Raw genomic sequence first — 17,396 nt, forward strand, 5'->3', positions numbered from 1 at the left:
GTCTCCTCGATTATTCCACCACCAGCCTGTCGCCCACGTAGGCGCGGAAGCGGCGGATGCGTCCCGCGGTGCCGTCCGGCCCCTGGCGCGGCACGTAGCGCAGGCCGGCCACGTCCATCTGCCGCCCCAGGTCGATCACGAGGCGGTGCGGGTATGGGGCCTTGTCCGCCGTGATCCAGTAATCGCTGTTCTGGCCGTTGATGGCGTTCAGCGCGCCGCCGTCTGACTTCGTCGCTTCCTCGCTGTCGACCCAGGCGATGGTCCAGTTGGACTGGTCGAGCGTCTTGCCGTCCTTGTCCAGCAGGGCCAGCTCCGCCACGGCCGCATACGGCTTGCCGTCGAACGCGTCGAGTCCCTCCAGGCAGAACTGGCGGCCTTTCACCGAAGCCGCAAAGCGCACGTCCTGCGTCTGCGAGCCCGGCGCGAATTCGCCGTCGTGCGCCGGCTTCACGCCGTCCAGCTGCAGGCGGACGGTGCTCGGTGGGCGCGGCAGGTCGCGCTCGCGGTGCAGCTGGTCGAGGATCGGGGTCGTACGTCCCGCGATCGTCGGTGTGCCCTGCCCGCGCGGTCCCGTCAGGTCGAGTACCACGACCTCGTTGCGGCCCTTGCGGATCCACGGTCCCGGCAGATACATCGTCTGCGTGGGACCGATGCTCCAGAACCTGCCGAGGCAGCGGCCGTTGACCCAGACGACGCCCTGGCCCCACGCCGACATGTCGAGGAACGTATCGTCGGTGCGCGCGGCATCGAAGGCGCCACGGTAGAACGCCGCGCCCTTGCCCCGGCCTTGTTTGAAGGCGAGCGGCGGCAGGACGCCGTCCGCATCGAAATCGATGGCGCGGATTTCCCAGTTCTCCAGCGGCTGTGCGGTGCCGCCCTTCGCGGTGAACGTGACGGGACCGTGGATGCCCTTGCGGTCATGGATCTCCACGCCGAAGTTGACGCGCGCGATCGTGTACAGCAGGATCTCGAGCACGGCCGGCTTGCCGCGCGCCGGTACGTCGACCTTGTAGCGGCGGTAGCGCGTGTCGAACGTGCCGACCTGCCTGCCGTCGATCGTGATCCACGCGAGGTCGCGCGCGCGCGCCACTTCCACGACGCCCGCCGGACCGGCCGGCAGGGTCACGCGATACGAGACGAGGCCGCGGCTGATGTCGTACTGCTCGATCGGCTTCGGTGATACTGCCTTGATCATGCGCGCGGGCAGCGCGGTCTTCACCGGCACGGACTCGGCCAGCGCGAACGGGGAAATCGCCATGACGGGCATGCGCGGCGGCGGCTCGGGCAGCGTTTCGCCCGGCGCCAGGAACGGCGTCATCGCCGCGCGGTACGCGTCGAATTTCGCGCCGATCCAGCCCGCTTCGCCGATCGGCGCGTCGTAGTCGTAACTCGTCGTGTCGGGCCGGAACGGGCGGTCGCAACCGCCCCACAGGCCGAACGTCGTGCCGCCGTGCGCCATGTACAGGCTGAACGAACCGTTCGCCTTCAGCATCGCGGCGATGTCCTTCGTCGCACCCTCGACGCCGCCGCCGTGGTGCGGCGAGCCCCACGTGTCGAACCAGCCTGAGTAATACTCGCCGCACATGCGGGGGCCCTTCTGCACGGCGTCCAGCGCCTTGAAGCCGGCGGCCGGGTCGCTGCCGAAGTTCGCCACCGTGAACAGTTCGGGGATGTGCGTGCGTGCGACGGCATTCGTCGGATTGCACTGGAACAGCGGGACGTCGAAGCCGGCATCCAGCAGCGCCTGGCGCAGCACGCGCAGGTAACCCACGTCGTCGCCGAAGAAGCCGTATTCGTTCTCGACCTGCACCATCAGGATCGGACCGCCGTGCGTGACCTGCTGCGGGCCGAGCACGCGCCCGACTTCCTTCAGCCAGCGCCGCGCCGGCGCGAGGTAGGCCTCGTCGCGCGTGCGCAGGAAGTCGTCGCCGTCGTGCTTCAGCAGCCACCACGGCAGGCCGCCCATCTCCCACTCGGCGCAGGCATACGGGCCCGGACGCAGGATCACCCACAGGCCTTCCTGCTGAGCGAGCCGGCAGAATTCGGCGGCGTCACGCTGGGCGGCCCAGTCGTAGCGCCCTTCGCGCCACTCGTGGTAGTTCCAGAACAGATAGGCGCAGACGGCATTCAGGCCCATCGCCTTGATGGTCTTCAGGCGGTGCGACCAGTACTCGCGCGGCACGCGCGCGAAGTGCATCTCGCCGCAGCGGATCTGGATCGGCTTCCCGTCCAGCAGGAAGTCGTGGTCGCCGATCGCGAACCGGTGCGAGGCTGCCGCGTGGAGGGTGCCCGTAAACGGCAAGAGCGCAGCAGATGCAGCCGCGCGCTGCAACAGGCGGCGGCGCTGGAAACTGATGGTCATGTGGTCGGTATCCAAAGAAAAAAACCGGCACGGCCGGCCGCGCGGTGCGGTCGTCCGTGCCGGTGCTTGCCGTGATCAGAACTTGTAGCGCAGGCCGAGGCTGAACGAGCGGCCGTTGTCCATGTGCGAGTACTCCCGGCCCGTTTCCATGGTTTGCACTTCGCCGGCGTAGCGGTTGGGCGCCGTGTTCGTGATGTTCGACGCATTGAAGGACAGCGTCAGGTGCTCGTCGATCGCGTAGTTGATCGATCCGTCGACCAGACCGTAGGACCCGATGTAAGTGCTGAACAACGGAATGAGTCCGTTGTAACCCCGGTTCTGGGACGAACGCCAGGTGTACACGAGGCGGGCCGACAGCTTGCTGTCCTCGTACATGCCGGTAAGGCTGTAGCTGTTCTTGGATACGAAGTTCTGCTGCGCGTCGATGAAGATGGGCGCCGTGTTCGTGCCGATATTCAGCGGAGCGGACGTATCGACATACGTATAGGAGCCTGCCACACCGAAGTTCTTCAGCCAGCTATCCTTGTCGTTGAAGAACCACTGCCCGGACAATTCCACGCCGCGCGCATAGCCCTTCGCGGCATTGACGTTCTTCGAGACCATCCACTGGCCACTCGAGCAGCCGTTGCTGGGCCCCGTGTAGGACACCGCATTCTGCGGCATCCCGCAGCTCGAGAGTTGGCTGAAGAAGCCGCTGATGTCCTTGTTGAACAGGCCGAGCGCCAGATAGTTCGTCGGGCTGAAATAGCGCTCGAGCGAGAGGTCGACACTGTCGGCTTTCTGCGGGCTCAGGTCCGGATTGCCCACGTTGGCGGTGCCGTTTCCGAAGTTGTACGAGTAGTTCGGATTCAGCAGGTCCAGATTGGGACGGGTCATGCCGCGGCCATAGCCGAAGCGGGCCAGGAAATCCTTCGCGATGTCGTAGGTGACGTTAAACGCCGGCAGGACATTCGTGTAGGTCGTCGTTTTCGTATTGTCGATCAGCGGGGACGTCGCCTGGGCCGGGTCGGAGAGGACGCGCGCGGTCGCCTGGGACTTGGTGCGGACGACACGTACGCCGACGTTACCCTTGAGGCGCTCGTCGAACGCCGCGAAGTCGGTGGAGACGTAACCGGCCAGCGTATTCTCGTTGAGATAACGACGGCCCAGCTCATATTCCGGGTAGCTGCCCTCGGGGACGATATTCGCTTGCGGGAATTGTGCGGCAACCTGGTTGCCCAGCAGCGCGTCCGGGTTGTACACGACAAAGCCCCCGGTATAGCCGTTCTGATTGCCCAGCATGTTCGTCGGCGCCTGTCCCAGGACGCCCGGCTTGGACGCCGCGGAAATCGCGTTCGAGTAATCGGCGGCGAGCGGCTTGCCGTCCGTCGTCAACCACTTGCCCCCGTTGTAGGGATTCTTGTCAAAGAACCGATTGGTCTGATGCGCAAAGCGCGTGCCGAACTTCAACCTGGTGAAGAAGCCGTCTTCGAACGTATAGATGCCGCTGAGCGCGGTCGCGGCGCCATTGTCGTGGAATTCCTGGTAGCCGTCGCCGCTGTATTTCTGGAAGACGAATTTGGCTGGATCGGACCAATCGTTGCCGTGAATGTCGGTGTAGTGGCCGTCGTTCCAGTTCTGGTTGACGCGAGTAATATCGAAGTACTGGCCGGGTGCGTTGCCCATCTCGACACGGCGGTTGTCCTTGATGCGGTCCGCCCTGATGTAGTTGATATCGCCCTTGAGCGACAGTGCGGGGGTCGGGCTCCACTCGACGCCCGTGGCCACGTTCCAGGTCGTGTACAGGCTGTGCTCATCGCCGCCCCACGTACCGATCGGCTGGTTCAGGAAGGTACCGCCGAGCGCACGCTGGGTAGTCACGACGTCGTTGCTGCCGCCGTTGGCGTTGCGGTTGGCCATGTACTCGTTGATGGTGAACGGCGTGAGCGTCAGGTTCTGGACGTTACCCCCGTAGTCGTTGAAAATGCGGGTAAAAAGATAGTTCTGGTTGTACAGGTAAGAGGTGTAGGCGCCTTCGGTGTAGAAGCGCAAGGTATTGTTGACGCGATAATCGGCCCCGAGGTTCAGGGCTTTGCGCGTGCGCGCGATGCTTTCCACACTGGGCCAGGGACCGAGGGTATTGGCGGAGATAATGTTGGCGGCCTGTGCGGGTGTCAGCTTGGACGTGTCCGGCACTGCGTTGGGAGTAACGGTGCCCGCCGCCGGTATCACGTCCACGGGCGCCAGGTAAGTGATGTCGCTGCGGCCGACATATTTCGACATGGGCAGGGCCACGTTATTGCCCGTGTTCGCGGCCGCCAGGCTCGCGTACTCGGCGCTGTCGCCACGAACCGTGCGCCGGTAATTCATACCGCCATTGGTGCCGGCAGAGTCGTTACGGCTGGTGGTCTTCTGGAAGGCGAAGGCGGCCATCACGCCGATACGCGAACCGCCGCCGAGATCGAAGCGGTTGGCGAGCAGTCCGCTTACTTCAGGTTCTTTCTTCCGGACGAGATCGTTGTAGCGCATATTGCCGTTCAGCACGGCGGTAAAACCCTTGAAATCACTCGGATTGCGGGTGCGCAGGTTGATCAGGCCGCCGATGGCACCTTCGACGTGTTCGGCCGAAGGGTTCTTGTAGACGTCGATGCCGGCGACCATGGCCGGAACCGCGTCTTCGATGTTGAATTCGCGCGAGCCGGCGGTGAAATAGGCGCGTCCGTTGATTTGCGACGCCGTCTGGTTCGACAGGCCGCGGATGGTCATGCCGGAGCCGTTGCCGCCCGGCGAGGCGCCTTCGCCGCCGTAGCGGTAACCCTGCACGCCCGGCAGGCGTGTGAGCGTTTCCGCGACGTTAGGATCGGGCAGCTTGCCGATGTCGTCGGCCGTGATGGAGTCGACGACTTCCATCGCGTTCTTCTTGATCGAAAGGGACGATTCCGCGCTGGCGCGGAGGCCCTTCACGACGACGGTGTTGGCTTCGACCGGCGCGACCTGTGCCAGCGCTTGCGACGCGAAGGCCTGGGACAGGGCCAGTGCGACGAGGGTCATGCGCGGGACGGTGTAGTATTTCTGGTGCATCTTCTTCTCCTCCAAGTAATCCGAATGGACTTGTCGTCTTATTGTTTCGCTGGTTTTACGGCTTGCCATGCAGCCGGCTGCCGTTTTAGATATCGATAACAATGCGAATGGATTATAGGAGTTCGCCGAGTAATAAAAGCAACCATTCGGCGTTATGATTTTTACTAGTGATGCGAGGAAGATACGGTAGAGACGGGCGTTATCGCTAACACGGCCCTAAAACCATGCAGCGTGGATCGGCGCGCACCGACGCCGACCACACCCTGTTTGTTATCGATATCGACGAGCGCAGCCCGCCCGTCCATTTCTACGCGATTGCATACGTGAAATCGCCGCTCTGGTCCGCGCCCACCGCGATCCGCTCGATCGCCGCCCCTTCCGCCATGCGCGCCAGGACGGCCTCGGCAATCTGCGGCAGCAAGGTGCCGTTGAGGATGTTGTCGACGTTGCGCGCGCCGGAATCGACTTCCGTGCAGCGGGCCAGCACGGCCTCCACGAGCGACTCGTCGTACGCGAACGCCGCCTTGTGGTTGGCGGCCACGCGCTGGCCGATGCGTCCGAGCTTGAGTTCGATGATTTGCGCCAGCACGTCGTCCGGGATCGGATAGAACGGCACGACTTTCAGGCGGCCCAGGAACGCCGGCTTGAACTGCTTGACGAGTGCGGGACGGATCAGCGCCTCCAGTTCCTCGGCGCCCGGCACCTCTTCCGGCGCCTTGTTCAGGCAAGCCTGCATCAGCGTGCTCGACGCGACGTTCGACGTGAGGATGATGAGCGTGTTGCGGAAATCGACTTCGCGGCCTTCGGCGTCGTCCAGCACGCCCTTGTCGAAGACCTGGAAGAACAGCTCAAGCACGTCCGGGTGGGCCTTTTCCACCTCGTCGAGCAGCACGACGCTGTACGGGTTGCGGCGCACGGCTTCCGTCAGCACGCCGCCCTCGCCATAGCCCACATAGCCCGGCGGCGAGCCTTTCAGGCCGGAGACGCTGTGCGCCTCCTGGTATTCGCTCATGTTGATGGTGACGAGCTTGCGTTCGCCGCCGTACAGCACGTCGGCCAGCGCCAGCGCCGTCTCCGTCTTGCCGACGCCGGACGGGCCGACGAACAGGAACACGCCCTGCGGCTTGTTCGGATCGTCGAGGTTCGCGCGCGCCGTGCGCACGCGCTGCGCGACCGCGTCGATCGCATGCGACTGGCCCAGCACGCGCTGCTCCAGCAGGTCCTGCAGGTTCAGCACCGTGCGGATCTCGTCCTTGACCATCTTGCCGAGCGGGATACCGGTCCAGCCGGCGACGATGCCGGCGACTACGTGGCCATCCACCTGCAGCGGCACGAGAGGCGCCTCGCCCTGCACGGCCTTCAGTTCGTCGCGCAGGCCGCGCGCGTCCGCTGCTTCGCGGATGCGGTTTACGAGATCGCGCTCGCGCTCCCAGCGCGCGCGCAACGTGGCCAGTTCGTCTTCGGCGGCACCGCGCGCCGCCGACAACTCGCCCAGCCGCGCATCGTGTGCGCCCTCGCCCGCCGCCTGCTCGCGCTCCAGCGCCGCGCGTTCGGCATCGAGGCGCTCCAGCTGGCGCGTGAGGTCTTCGATGCGGGCCGGCGCCGCGTCGCGGCCCAGCGCCACTTTCGCGCACGCGGTGTCCAGCACGCCGATGGCCTTGTCCGGCAGCTGGCGCCCGCTGATGTAGCGGTGCGACAGGCGTACCGCTTCCGTGATGGCCTCGTCGTGGATGCGGACATTGAAATGCTTCTCCATCAGCGGCGCCATCCCGCGCAGCATCGCGCACGCCAGTTCCTCGCTCGGCTCCTCGACCTTCACGACCTGGAACCGGCGCGCCAGCGCGGGATCCTTCTCGAAGTATTTCTTGTACTCGCTCCACGTGGTGGCCGCGATCGTGCGCAGCTCGCCCCGTGCCAGCGCCGGCTTCAGCAAATTCGCCGCGTCGTTCTGGCCCGCCTGGCCGCCCGCGCCGATCATCGTATGCGCCTCGTCGATGAACAGGATGATCGGGTGCGGGCTCTTTTTCACTTCGTCGATGGTGTTCTTGAGGCGGTTCTCGAACTCGCCCTTCACGCTGGCGCCGGCCTGCAGCAGGCCCAGGTCCAGCACGTGAATTTCCACGCCGCGCAATACCTCGGGCACGTCGCCGGTCGCGACGCGCAATGCAAGGCCTTCCACGACGGCCGTCTTGCCGACGCCCGCTTCGCCCGTCAGGATCGGGTTGTTCTGGCGGCGGCGCATGAGGATGTCGACGAGCTGGCGGATTTCCGCGTCGCGCCCGATCACCGGGTCGACCTTGCCGTCGCGCGCGCGCTGCGTCAGGTTCGTCGTGAACTGGTCCAGCGCGGGCGTCTTCGACGGTCCCTGGCGCCGCAGCTCGCCCACCGGGTCGCCGCCCGCGTCCTGCACGGGCGCCGCGACGACGGCCGGTGCTTCGTCGGAGCCGCCCGTCACGTCGTCGAAATGGTGCTTGATGCGGTCCAGGTCGAATTCGGCGAACTGCGGCGACACCCGGTGCGCCAGCTGCGCCAGCTCGGGAGAACTCAGGAGCGCCTGCAGCAGATGGCCGCTGCGGATGCCGGCCTGCTGGCCCGCGCGCAGGTCGAGCGACGCGATGAGCCACGCGTGTTCGAACAGTTTCGGCAACCGCTCCGAGAACACGGGCGTGCGCGTGTTGCCGCTCCTGAAGCCGGCCACTTCCGCGTGCAGGTCCGCCTCGAGCCGCTCGATCGACACGCCGCAGCGCCGCGCGATCACGGCCAGGTCGCACGCGGGCTGTTCCAGCAGCGCGAGGAACAGGTGCTCGATGTCGACCTCGTACTGTCCCAGCGACACGCACAGGCCGGCCGCCCGCGTGGCGGCCGCGCGGCAGGTGTCGTCCAGTTTGCCGATCAGGGTTTTCAGGTTGATGCTCATCGCGTGTCCTCTTTCAGTTGGCATGTCTTAGTTTGCGTGAATCTCATAGCGCACATCGGCGCGGTCTTGTATTTGGGGGCCGTCGACGAGGAACCCGTCCCAGCCCAGGCGTGCGCCGGCCGTCCGCGTGCCGGCCAACGTGCTGCCCCGCACGTCGGCCGCGCGCAGCACGAGCTGCACTTCGTATTCGAGCGACAGCCCGGTGAACATGGTCACCATATTGCCCAGCGCGCGCGCCGCGCGCCCGCCCGGCAGGAAGGCTTCGTAGGACGGCAGGTCCAGCGGACCGATGACGAGGCGCAGGCGCAGGTCGCGCTGCCACACGCGCGTGCCGGCCATGGCGCCGCCGCCCAGCGTGGCGTTGCCGAGGCCGAGCGCCGTCTGCTGCGTGGCCGGCACGTCGTACCAGCGGCCGATGAACTGCTCGGCGCGCACGGGCTGGCCAAAGTACTCGGACAGCACGCGCGCGATCTGCACGCTGGACGCGGGCCGCTGGCGCATCGCGGTGGCGAAGTAGGCGAAGGTTTCGTCCAGCACGCCGTCGCCGTGGTCGGACAGGCGTCGGCGCAGCGCCGTGTGGCCCATGCCGGCCAGCGACAGCAGCAGTGGCAGGAAGCCGTCCCGGCGGCCGCCGTATTTCAGCTCCAGCCGGTACTTGCGCCAGGCCTCGTAGAACAGGGCCAGCGTGCGGGTCGAGAACGTGTCGAGGAAGGCGCGCGGGCCGTCGTCCCGTTCGGCGATCTGCTGCGCGGCCACCCGCTCCGTGTAATGGGCCGGCAAGGCGCCGCTCGAACCCAGCAGGCCCATGAACGTGGGCGTCAGCCGCACGTACTTCAGCTCCCGCGACTGCAAAGCGGCGGCCAGGGCGGCGCTGTTCGGCGCGACCGTGCGCGGTTCCGCGTGCAGCGCCTCGATCTCGCTGGCCGGGAAGGCGAGCGAGGTCGAATTGCTAAAGCGCAGGAAATTCGCCAGCGCGCCCTCCTCCGCCATGCCGCGCTTGCGCAGCCACAGCTCGATCATGCGCACGGCCTGGAAATACTGGAAGCGGTACGGCTGCGCGAACAGCCGCTCGATTACAGCAGGCTCAAATCGCCGCTTCGGGGCGTGCATCGCAGCAGCTCTCCTCCGGTCTTGTTGGAAACGATCACGAGTTGCGTGAAGCTGTTGGCGTGCACGTACAGGCCGAGGAAGCGTTCGACGATGTGGGCGAACGCGTCGACGCCGCTGCCGACGAACGCCTCCTCGTCGATCGTCAGCCGCACCTCGATGCCGCGCACCATGCAGGCGAACGGATTCCCCGGCAGCCATGCCGTCGCGGAGCGGTGCTCGACGGCGAGGATGCCGCCGATCTGGCGCTGCGTCGAGGGTGAGCGCGGCAGGTCGTACAGGGTGAGCATCTCGCGGAACGCGGCGATGCCGCCGCCCGACAGCGACAGATGATTCAGCGACAGGTGCGAGATCAGGCGCCAGTGCGCACCGCGTCCGCGCTCGAAGCGGTACGACGGCGTGGGCTTGCGCAGGAAGCTGATCGACTGCACCGTCGATCCGCCCTCGATGAACAGGTCGCCGCCGCGCACGCCGTACGACAGCAGCGCGGGCAGGTCGCGGTTGGTGCACGTGAGCTCGATGCTCAGCGTGTCCGTCTCCACCTCGGCCGGGTCGAAATCGATGTCGACGAGGGAGATCTGGGTCTCGTAGCCGGGGCTGCGTTCGGCCAGCAGCGGGTCGCGCCGCATGATCCAGTAGTGGCCGCTCTTGTCGGGCATCTGGCCGTGGCGCAGCGAGTAAAACGGCCGAAACTCCACAATGGATTCGCCCTGCGGCGTCTGGCGCACGAGGCGCACGCTGTCGATAGCCTGCACCTCGAACGCGAAGGCGCGGCGCGCGTCCGCCAGCACGGGATAGCTGGCCGTCGTGTGCGTCAGGCGGATCGGTTCGCCGCGCTGGCGGAACAAATTCACCACCGGCGTGCAGCCCAGCAGCAGGTTCGTCGCGGACAACGTGCCCAGCATGCGGGCCGCGTTCGAATCCGCGCGCAGGCCGGACAAGGCCAGGTGCAGCGTGATGGTACGCGTCCCTGCCGGCAGCGCGGCCGTCAATGCGGCCAGGTCGATGTCGAAGAAGTTGAACTTCTCGGGGAAGCAAAAATATTCGGTGAGGAGGCGGTACGCCGTGTGCGAGCGGGCCGGGAAGTCGATCAGCGACTCGTCCTCGCCGAAGCCGGCCGGCTGCAGCGGGATCTTCGACAGCGGGATCCAGCGCCCGTTGCCGTCGGCCTCCGCGTACGCGCACACGCCGCGCATGAACAGCGCGTCGCGCAGCGCGGCGCAGAACGACGGTTCGCCGTCGATGAATACGCGCAGGCTCGCCAGCTTCAGGCCCGCGATCGGATTGGCGCCCGTGGCGCCCAAGGTGATCGACAGCTTCGACGTCGCCTGCGGCGGCGGACGCACGGCGTCGGGCGCGTCGAGGATGGCGTCGAAGCGGGCGCGCGCCAGGTCCAGCGGCGCCACCGTCACGGGGTAGGCGGTGCGGAAGGTGCACGGCGCGCCGCGCACGGGGCGCGTTGCGAGCTGCGTGCCGCGCGGGATCTCGCCGGCGGCGCCGGGCTGCGCGGCGGCGCCGCCGAAGTCCATGCGCGCGATCGAGCACGATGGGAACGGGCGCAGGTAGTGCGGGTACAGGACGTCGAGCAGCGCTTCGGTGAATTCGGGGTAGTCGTCGTCGAGGCGCTTGGCGATGCGGGAATTCAGCAGCGCGAACGATTCGATCATGCGTTCGATGTGCGGGTCTTCGCACACTTCGCCGCCGATGAGCAGCTTGCCGGCGATCCTGGGGTAGCGCTCGGAGAATTCGCGCGAATGGCGGCGCAGGAAACCGAGCTCCTGCTCGTAATACGGTAATAACTGGTCCAACTCAGGCTCCCGGCGCCGCCGCACGGCGGGCCTTGCTGATGGTGTAATGCTGGCTGGAGGGCTGCAGCACGGCGTCGAAGTTCACCGGCTCGTGCGCCGCGCTCACGACCATCAGCGCGGTGATCGAAAAATTCAGGCGGTTCACGGCATCGTCGCGCAGTTCGAGGCGGGCCTGCACGTTGCGCAGGCGCGGTTCGTGGCGCGCGATCGCCGCTTCCAGGCTACGGCAGATGAAGGCGCGATCGTCGGTGCTCGACAGCGACAGGCCCGCGAAATCGTGCAGGCCGTACGCGACGATGGAACGCGCGCATTCGGGAAAGCGCCGGAATGCCTCTTCCGGCATCACGGCGCGGGTATTCAGCAGCGCCTCCAGGTCGCGCGCCACCGAATCCTTCATTTCCTCGAGCGAGACGCGCGGCACGGTGCCCGTCTGGGCCTGGCCGGGACGGTCGATCAGGCGATCGAACAACCCCGGCATGAATCCTTTGGCGGACATCGTGCCGGCGCGCTATCAGGCCGCGATCTTGTTGGCCGACAGGTCCCAGCCGCCCGACGTGTTACCGCCCGTGCCGCCGTTGACCTTCTGCTGGGTGTACTTCCATTTCACCTTGGAGTACTTGATCGACACGTCTTCGGTCAGGATGTTGCCCTGCTCGACGGACGGCGAGACGCTGGAGATCAGGACGTTTTCCAGTTCGATCTCGAAGTACTTGACGCGCTCGCCCTGGCCGTCCGCACGCAGGAACTCGAACTTCGCTTTCGGGATGGTCTTGCCCGACGAGCAGGTCTGCAGCAGGATCGGGGTGGCCAGGTCGGCCAGCTTCGAGACGACGATGTCCTTGTGCTCGGTGCGCTCGGCGGTGTGGCCGCCGCCGGTCGACGCGGTGGCCGATTTCGGTTGCAGGACTTCCCACTGGACGCTCTTGACTTCGATCCAGTCCTTGTGTGCGGTGTCGGCGGATTCGCCTTTGATACCGTCGATTTGCAGGTAGACGTCGATTGCCATGTTGTGTTTTTCCTTTCAGTTCAGTTGATACGGGGGGACTACAAAGTTGATCAGGTGGCCGATGCCGGCAGTTCCGCGACGAGGCGCAGCGATACGGACAGTTCGTCGAGCTGGAAGTGCGGACGCAGGAACGAGACGGCCCGGTAGACGCCCGGACGGCCCGGCACTTCCTGCACCTGAACGCTCGCTTCGCGCAGCGGGAACTGCGCCTTCTGTTCCTGGCTCGCGTTGTCGTCGAGCAGGACGTACTGCGTGAGCCAGCGGTTCAGGAAGTCCTCGACGTTGGCCGCGGCGGCGAAGCTGCCGATCTTGTCGCGCATCATGGCCTTCATGTAGTGGGCGATGCGCGAGACGGCGAAGATGTATTGCAGCTGGGCCGACAGCACGGCATTCGCGTTGGCGGCGTCGCTCGCGTACTTGCGCGCCTTCTGCGCCGACTGCGCGCCGAAGAAGGCCGCGTAGTCCGTGTTCTTGCAATGCACGAGCGAGATGAAACCGAGGTCCGACAGCTCTTTTTCGCGGCGGTCGGTAATGGCGATCTCGGTCGGGCATTTCAGCGCGATCTCGCCTTCATCCGTCTTGAACGTGTGGGTCGGCAGGTTTTCCACGAGGCCGCCGCCTTCCACGCCGCGGATCGCCGCGCACCAGCCGTAGTCCTCGAACGCGCCCGTCAGCTTGGTGCCGAACGCGTAGGCCGCGTTGCACCACAGGTATTTGTGGTGGTCGGTGCCGTCCACGTCCTCGACGTAGTTGAAGCCTTCGGTGGTGGCGCCGTCGGCCGGGTTGTACGGCAGGCGGCCGAGGAAGCGCGGCAAGGTGAGGCCCACGTAGCGCGCGTCTTCCGATTCGCGGAACGCCTTCCATTTCGCGTATTCGACGGTGTCGAAGATCTTCGACAGGTCGCGCGGCTTGCCGAGATCCGAATAGCTTTCGAGGCCGAACAGCTCGGGCGACGCGGCCGTGATGAACGGCGCGTGCGCGGCCGCCGCCACGTGCGACATCTGCTCGATGAAGTACATGTCTTCCGGCTGGCGGGTGATCTCGAAGTCGCCCAGCAGCGCCCCGAACGGCGCGCCGCCGAAGGTGCCGAATTCTTCTTCGTAAACCTTGCGGAACATGGTGCTCTGGTCGAACTCGATGGCGCTCTGGAAGTCCTTCACCAGTTCGCGCTTGGTCGCGTTGAGCATCTTGACCTTCAGGTTCGGGCCCGTCGCCGTGTTGTTGACGAGGTAGTTCAGGCCCGTCCAGCTGGATTCCAGCTTCTGGAATTCCGGCGCGTGCATCACCGCCGACAGCTGCGCGGAGATCAGGCGGTCCAGCTCCGCCACGCGGGCGTCGATGGTGGCGGCCAGGTTGTCGGACACGACCACCGTGCCGTCCATGACCTGGTTGACCAGTTCCGCGATCAGGTCGCGGGCGCGCGCATGTTCGGCGCTGGATTTCGCCACCTTGCTCTGCTCGACGATCTGGTCGAGCAGGTCGGCCTCGGGTGCGAGGGGAGTGTCGGCCGCGAGGGCCGCGTTCTGGAGTGCGGACATGATCACTCTTTCGTCGTCGGCTGGCCCAGCTTGGCCAGGGTTTCGGTGCTGTTCAACACGTCGTTGAGCAGGTCTTCGAGCTTGTCGTTACCGGCCAGCTTGTTGCGCAGGTCGGCCAGCTTCGTGCGGGCCTCGAGCAGCTTACGCAGCGGCTCGACCTGGTTCACGACAGCCTCGGGACGGAAGTCGTCCATCGAGCGGAACGTCAGGTCGACGGCGAACTGGCCGCCCTCGCCCGTGAGTTCGTTGTTCACGCGGTACGTGGCGCGGGGTTCGACGCCCTTCATGACTTCGTCGAAGTTGTCGCGGTCGATGCCGACGAAGCTGCGCTCCTTCAGGCGTTTTTGCGGGACTTCGGAATTCCCGCCGAAATCGCCGACGACGCCGACGACCAGCGGCAGCTCCTTGTTCTCGATCGCATCGCCGATCTCGACGTCGTACGTCATTTGCACGCGCGGCGGGCGGACTTTCTGCAGTTTTTTCTGCACACTGGAATTTCTGGACATGGGATTCCCCTGTGGTTGTTTCGGACGTTATTTCAGTGCGCCGAACGGATCGGCACCGGACGCGCCGGCGGCGACGGCGTGTTTCGCCTTCGGCCTGGCGCGGCCCTTCGCGGCGGCTTTCGCCGGCGGCGCGGCCTGCACGGGCGGCGGCACGAGGATCTGCTCGCCGAGGCTCTCGCGCAGCAGCTTGGCCAGGTCCTGCGACTCCGTCTTGATCGAGCCGGACAGGTTGTTCTGGCGGCTCAGGTCGGCCAGGGCGCGCGTCGACAGGCGCAGGCCGCTGATGGCGATGATGCTGTTCGCCAGGCGGTCGTTCGGATCGCGCACCAGCACTTCCTGGGCGCTGACGATCGCTTCGCCGTACTGGCCGGCGTCGTAGCGGGTCTGGGCGATGCTGGACCACGGCGCCTTGTCGGCCGGGTAGGCGGCGGCCGCCTCCTTCCACAGCGTGACCGCGTCTTCCTTGCGGCCGGCGGTGCTGGCCTCGGTGGCCTTGGCCAGCAGCTCGTCCATCGTGGGCACGGGCGGCTTCTCGGCCAGTTCCGGCTTCGTCGTCGCGCAAGCGGAAAGAAGGAGGGCGCAGGCGGCGGCGCCAACGAAACGGCTCAAGCGGCCAACGGGAAATGCAGGGGTCATGCGGGTCCTCGCAAAAGGGTGAACTAAGTGATGCCTTGGTATTAACTTTGTAAAACTTTTTTTATAGTATCAGAATTATATTATTGATCAACCTCAATTTTATTTACAATCGTACGCGGGTCAGTGACGAGTGAAATGCTCACCAATTTCCACTATTTCCCATTGATTTTCCTTGTAACCTGACGGCATCTGACGTTATGCCAAAGAAATATCACGAATTATCACAAAGAAAATTTGTGTCATAATCGTGCGCTAAATTTCCGTAAGAAATGTTACTGTTCTGCCATTTTCATTTTCAGCAGCGCCAGGGGATAACCAACGCATGAGCGGCAAAATCTTATGGGGCGAAGGACTGTTCCTCCGCCCCCAGCATTTCCAGCAACAGGACCAGTACCACGAGGATCGGCTGCACCGCACGGCGGGCCTGCTGCACCCGTATGCCTGGGGCGTCGTCGCGGTCCAGGTCGACCGCGACGCGCTGGCCAACGACGCGCTGCGCCTGCTCGAACTGTCGGTGCGTTTTCCCGACGGCGAGCTGTATTCCGCGCCGGGCGGCGACGACCTGCCGGACGCCGTCGACCTGAGCCAGCTGCCGCAATCCGTGCAGACGGTGACGTGGCACGCCGCCCTGCCCGGCTTCAAGCCATACGGCGCGAATTTCAGCGGGCACCGGACCGACGGCGACGGCACGCACACCGCGCGTTTCGCGCAGCTGGACCGCGACACGCCGGACCTGTACACGCAGGCCGCGAGCGCGCAGCTGACGTACCTGCGCAAGACGGTGCGCCTCGTGTCGGATGGGGAGCCGCTGGACGCCTACGTGCACGTGCCCGTGCTGCGGCTGCGCCGCGCGGCCACCGGCGGCTTCGAGCTCGATGGGTCGTTCGTGCCGCCCAGCCTGACGATCAGGAGCGCGCCGCTGCTGTTCCTGCAGCTGCGCCGGCTGCTGGATGCGCTGCAGGCGAAGGTCAGTGCGCTGTACGGCCACCACCGCGAACCGAGCCGGCACGTGATCGAATTCCGCTCGGGCGACATGTCGTCGTTCTGGCTGCTGCACACGGCCAGCACGGCGTGCGCGAACCTGTCGCACTACTTCCACAATCCGGCGCTGCATCCGGAACGGCTGTACGAACAACTGCTGTCGCTGGCGGGCAGCCTGATGACGTTCTCGAAGAGCTGGACCCTGGCCGACCTGCCGCCGTACCAGCACGCCGACCCCGGCCCCGCGTTCGCGACGCTGCACCAGATCATCCGCGAACTGCTCGACACCGTGATCTCGTCGCGCTACTTCGCCATCGCGCTGCGCGAAGTGAAACCGTCGTACTGGCATGGCATGCTGGACTCGGAAAAGATCGACGACAAGACGACGTTCTACCTGGCCGTGTCCGGCGACATGGCGGCCAGCGAACTGGTGGACGTGGTGCCGCTGCGGCTGAAGATCGGCGCGCCGGACGACGTGGAAAAATTCGTGCTGTCCGCGATGCCCGGCGTGCGCCTCGTGCACGCGCCGCAGGTGCCGGCCGCCGTGCCGGTGCGGCCGGACGCCGTCTACTTCGCCATCGAAGCGAAAGGCCAGATGTACGAGCGCATGCTGCAGGCGCAGTCGATCTCGATCTACGTCCCCGGCAGCATGGCGGACGTGAAGCCCGACCTCGTCGCCGTGACCTCCTGAACCCGAGAGACCTTCCATGACCACCGCAACCGCACCTTCCCTCATGGCCGCCGGCACCCCGGCGGCGGCGCCGGCGGCGCCGCAGACGCTGCTGGACCTGATGTACGACGGCTTCTACGCCCTGTTCATGCTCAAGAACGGCAACGGCCCGCAGGACGACGCCGCGTTCGCGCGCAAGATGACGCAATTCCTCGACGACTTCGGGCGCAACGCGCGCAAGCACAACGCGTCGCCGGACGACGTCGACGCCGCGAAATACGCGTTCTGCGCCGCGGTCGACGAGATCATCCTGCGCTCGCACTTCACGATCCGCGACGCGTGGGAGCGCCGCCCGCTGCAGCTGCAGCTGTTCGGCGACCAGCTCGCGGGCGAGCACTTCTTCGAACGCCTGGAACAGCTGCGCGCGCGCGGCAGCGCCCACGTGGAAGCGCTCGAAGTCTTCCACATGTGCCTCCTGCTCGGCTTCCAGGGCCGCTACATCCTGGAGGGGACGGAAAAGCTGAACTACCTGACGTCGCGCCTGGGCGACGAGATCGCGCACATGAAGGGCAAGCGCGGCGGCTTCGCGCCGCACGCGGAACGTCCCGACCAGATCCGCCACAAGCTGCGCAGCGACCTGCCGCTGTGGGTGCTGTACTCGGTGTTCGGCCTGATCTGCGTGCTGGGCTACGTGGGACTGCGCACGTCGCTCGGGCACACGAGCGAGGCGCGCATGAATGCGTACAGCGACGTCGTCAAGATGGCGCCGCGGGCGGCGAATCTGACAATCACGCTGCCTTGACAT

Annotated in this window: 12 protein-coding genes; 2 read left to right on the top strand and 10 right to left on the bottom strand. The window is 65.8% G+C overall.

The window, feature by feature from the left end; translation table 11 throughout:
- Positions 1 to 10 precede the first annotated feature (10 nt).
- The 10 genes from ACEN9G_RS00895 to ACEN9G_RS00940 all read right to left on the bottom strand — a co-directional run bounded on the left by ACEN9G_RS00895 (position 11) and on the right by ACEN9G_RS00940 (position 14,940).
- On the bottom strand, positions 11 to 2,362 hold the full coding sequence (locus ACEN9G_RS00895; RefSeq protein WP_413340947.1) for a beta-galactosidase: 2,352 nt from the start codon (positions 2,360 to 2,362) through the stop codon (positions 11 to 13).
- Positions 2,363 to 2,437: 75 nt separating this feature from the next.
- Positions 2,438 to 5,422 carry a TonB-dependent receptor gene (locus ACEN9G_RS00900; protein WP_413340945.1) on the bottom strand — a complete coding sequence of 995 codons (2,985 nt, stop codon included), beginning with the start codon at positions 5,420 to 5,422 and terminating at the stop codon, positions 2,438 to 2,440.
- A gap of 307 nt (positions 5,423 to 5,729) precedes the next feature.
- Complete coding sequence (tssH, locus tag ACEN9G_RS00905; protein ID WP_413340943.1) at positions 5,730 to 8,339, bottom strand: type VI secretion system ATPase TssH; 2,610 nt, start codon at positions 8,337 to 8,339, stop codon at positions 5,730 to 5,732.
- A gap of 27 nt (positions 8,340 to 8,366) precedes the next feature.
- The gene (tssG, locus tag ACEN9G_RS00910; RefSeq protein ID WP_483127585.1) at positions 8,367 to 9,449 is read right to left on the bottom strand and encodes a type VI secretion system baseplate subunit TssG; all 1,083 of its coding nucleotides are present in this window, start codon (positions 9,447 to 9,449) and stop codon (positions 8,367 to 8,369) included.
- Positions 9,413 to 11,254 carry a type VI secretion system baseplate subunit TssF gene (gene tssF, locus ACEN9G_RS00915; RefSeq protein ID WP_483127586.1) on the bottom strand — a complete coding sequence of 614 codons (1,842 nt, stop codon included), beginning with the start codon at positions 11,252 to 11,254 and terminating at the stop codon, positions 9,413 to 9,415. The genes tssG and tssF overlap by 37 nt, the downstream gene beginning before the upstream one ends.
- 1 nt (position 11,255) lies before the next feature.
- The gene (gene tssE, locus ACEN9G_RS00920; RefSeq protein WP_413339864.1) at positions 11,256 to 11,750 is read right to left on the bottom strand and encodes a type VI secretion system baseplate subunit TssE; all 495 of its coding nucleotides are present in this window, start codon (positions 11,748 to 11,750) and stop codon (positions 11,256 to 11,258) included.
- A gap of 15 nt (positions 11,751 to 11,765) precedes the next feature.
- Positions 11,766 to 12,260, bottom strand: a complete 495-nt coding sequence (locus ACEN9G_RS00925) for an Hcp family type VI secretion system effector (protein WP_056125847.1) — start codon at positions 12,258 to 12,260, stop codon at positions 11,766 to 11,768.
- Between the two features lie 50 nt (positions 12,261 to 12,310).
- On the bottom strand, positions 12,311 to 13,798 hold the full coding sequence (tssC, locus tag ACEN9G_RS00930; protein WP_413339866.1) for a type VI secretion system contractile sheath large subunit: 1,488 nt from the start codon (positions 13,796 to 13,798) through the stop codon (positions 12,311 to 12,313).
- A gap of 2 nt (positions 13,799 to 13,800) precedes the next feature.
- Positions 13,801 to 14,304, bottom strand: a complete 504-nt coding sequence (tssB, locus tag ACEN9G_RS00935) for a type VI secretion system contractile sheath small subunit (protein WP_413339867.1) — start codon at positions 14,302 to 14,304, stop codon at positions 13,801 to 13,803.
- A 27-nt stretch (positions 14,305 to 14,331) separates the two neighbouring features.
- Positions 14,332 to 14,940, bottom strand: a complete 609-nt coding sequence (locus ACEN9G_RS00940) for a tetratricopeptide repeat protein (protein ID WP_413339868.1) — start codon at positions 14,938 to 14,940, stop codon at positions 14,332 to 14,334.
- A 322-nt stretch (positions 14,941 to 15,262) separates the two neighbouring features.
- Between ACEN9G_RS00940 and tssK the strand changes: the two genes are divergently transcribed.
- Positions 15,263 to 16,612 (top strand): type VI secretion system baseplate subunit TssK, encoded by a 1,350-nt coding sequence (gene tssK / locus ACEN9G_RS00945; protein WP_413339870.1) that lies wholly within the window; start codon positions 15,263 to 15,265, stop codon positions 16,610 to 16,612.
- A 16-nt stretch (positions 16,613 to 16,628) separates the two neighbouring features.
- Positions 16,629 to 17,393 carry a type IVB secretion system protein IcmH/DotU gene (gene icmH / locus ACEN9G_RS00950; RefSeq protein WP_440963462.1) on the top strand — a complete coding sequence of 255 codons (765 nt, stop codon included), beginning with the start codon at positions 16,629 to 16,631 and terminating at the stop codon, positions 17,391 to 17,393.
- The last annotated feature ends 3 nt before the right edge of the window (positions 17,394 to 17,396 follow it).

The organism is Massilia sp. Masssp94 (assembly GCF_059491305.1).

Coding starts and splice junctions, on each gene's coding strand:
- ACEN9G_RS00895 (WP_413340947.1), bottom strand. CDS start 2,362: ATGACCATCAGTTTCCAGCGCCGCCGCCTGTTGCAGCGCGCGGCTGCA.
- ACEN9G_RS00900 (WP_413340945.1), bottom strand. CDS start 5,422: ATGCACCAGAAATACTACACCGTCCCGCGCATGACCCTCGTCGCACTG.
- tssH (WP_413340943.1), bottom strand. CDS start 8,339: ATGAGCATCAACCTGAAAACCCTGATCGGCAAACTGGACGACACCTGC.
- tssG (WP_483127585.1), bottom strand. CDS start 9,449: ATGCACGCCCCGAAGCGGCGATTTGAGCCTGCTGTAATCGAGCGGCTG.
- tssE (WP_413339864.1), bottom strand. CDS start 11,750: ATGTCCGCCAAAGGATTCATGCCGGGGTTGTTCGATCGCCTGATCGAC.
- ACEN9G_RS00925 (WP_056125847.1), bottom strand. CDS start 12,260: ATGGCAATCGACGTCTACCTGCAAATCGACGGTATCAAAGGCGAATCC.
- tssC (WP_413339866.1), bottom strand. CDS start 13,798: ATGTCCGCACTCCAGAACGCGGCCCTCGCGGCCGACACTCCCCTCGCA.
- tssB (WP_413339867.1), bottom strand. CDS start 14,304: ATGTCCAGAAATTCCAGTGTGCAGAAAAAACTGCAGAAAGTCCGCCCG.
- ACEN9G_RS00940 (WP_413339868.1), bottom strand. CDS start 14,940: ATGACCCCTGCATTTCCCGTTGGCCGCTTGAGCCGTTTCGTTGGCGCC.
- tssK (WP_413339870.1), top strand. CDS start 15,263: ATGAGCGGCAAAATCTTATGGGGCGAAGGACTGTTCCTCCGCCCCCAG.
- icmH (WP_440963462.1), top strand. CDS start 16,629: ATGACCACCGCAACCGCACCTTCCCTCATGGCCGCCGGCACCCCGGCG.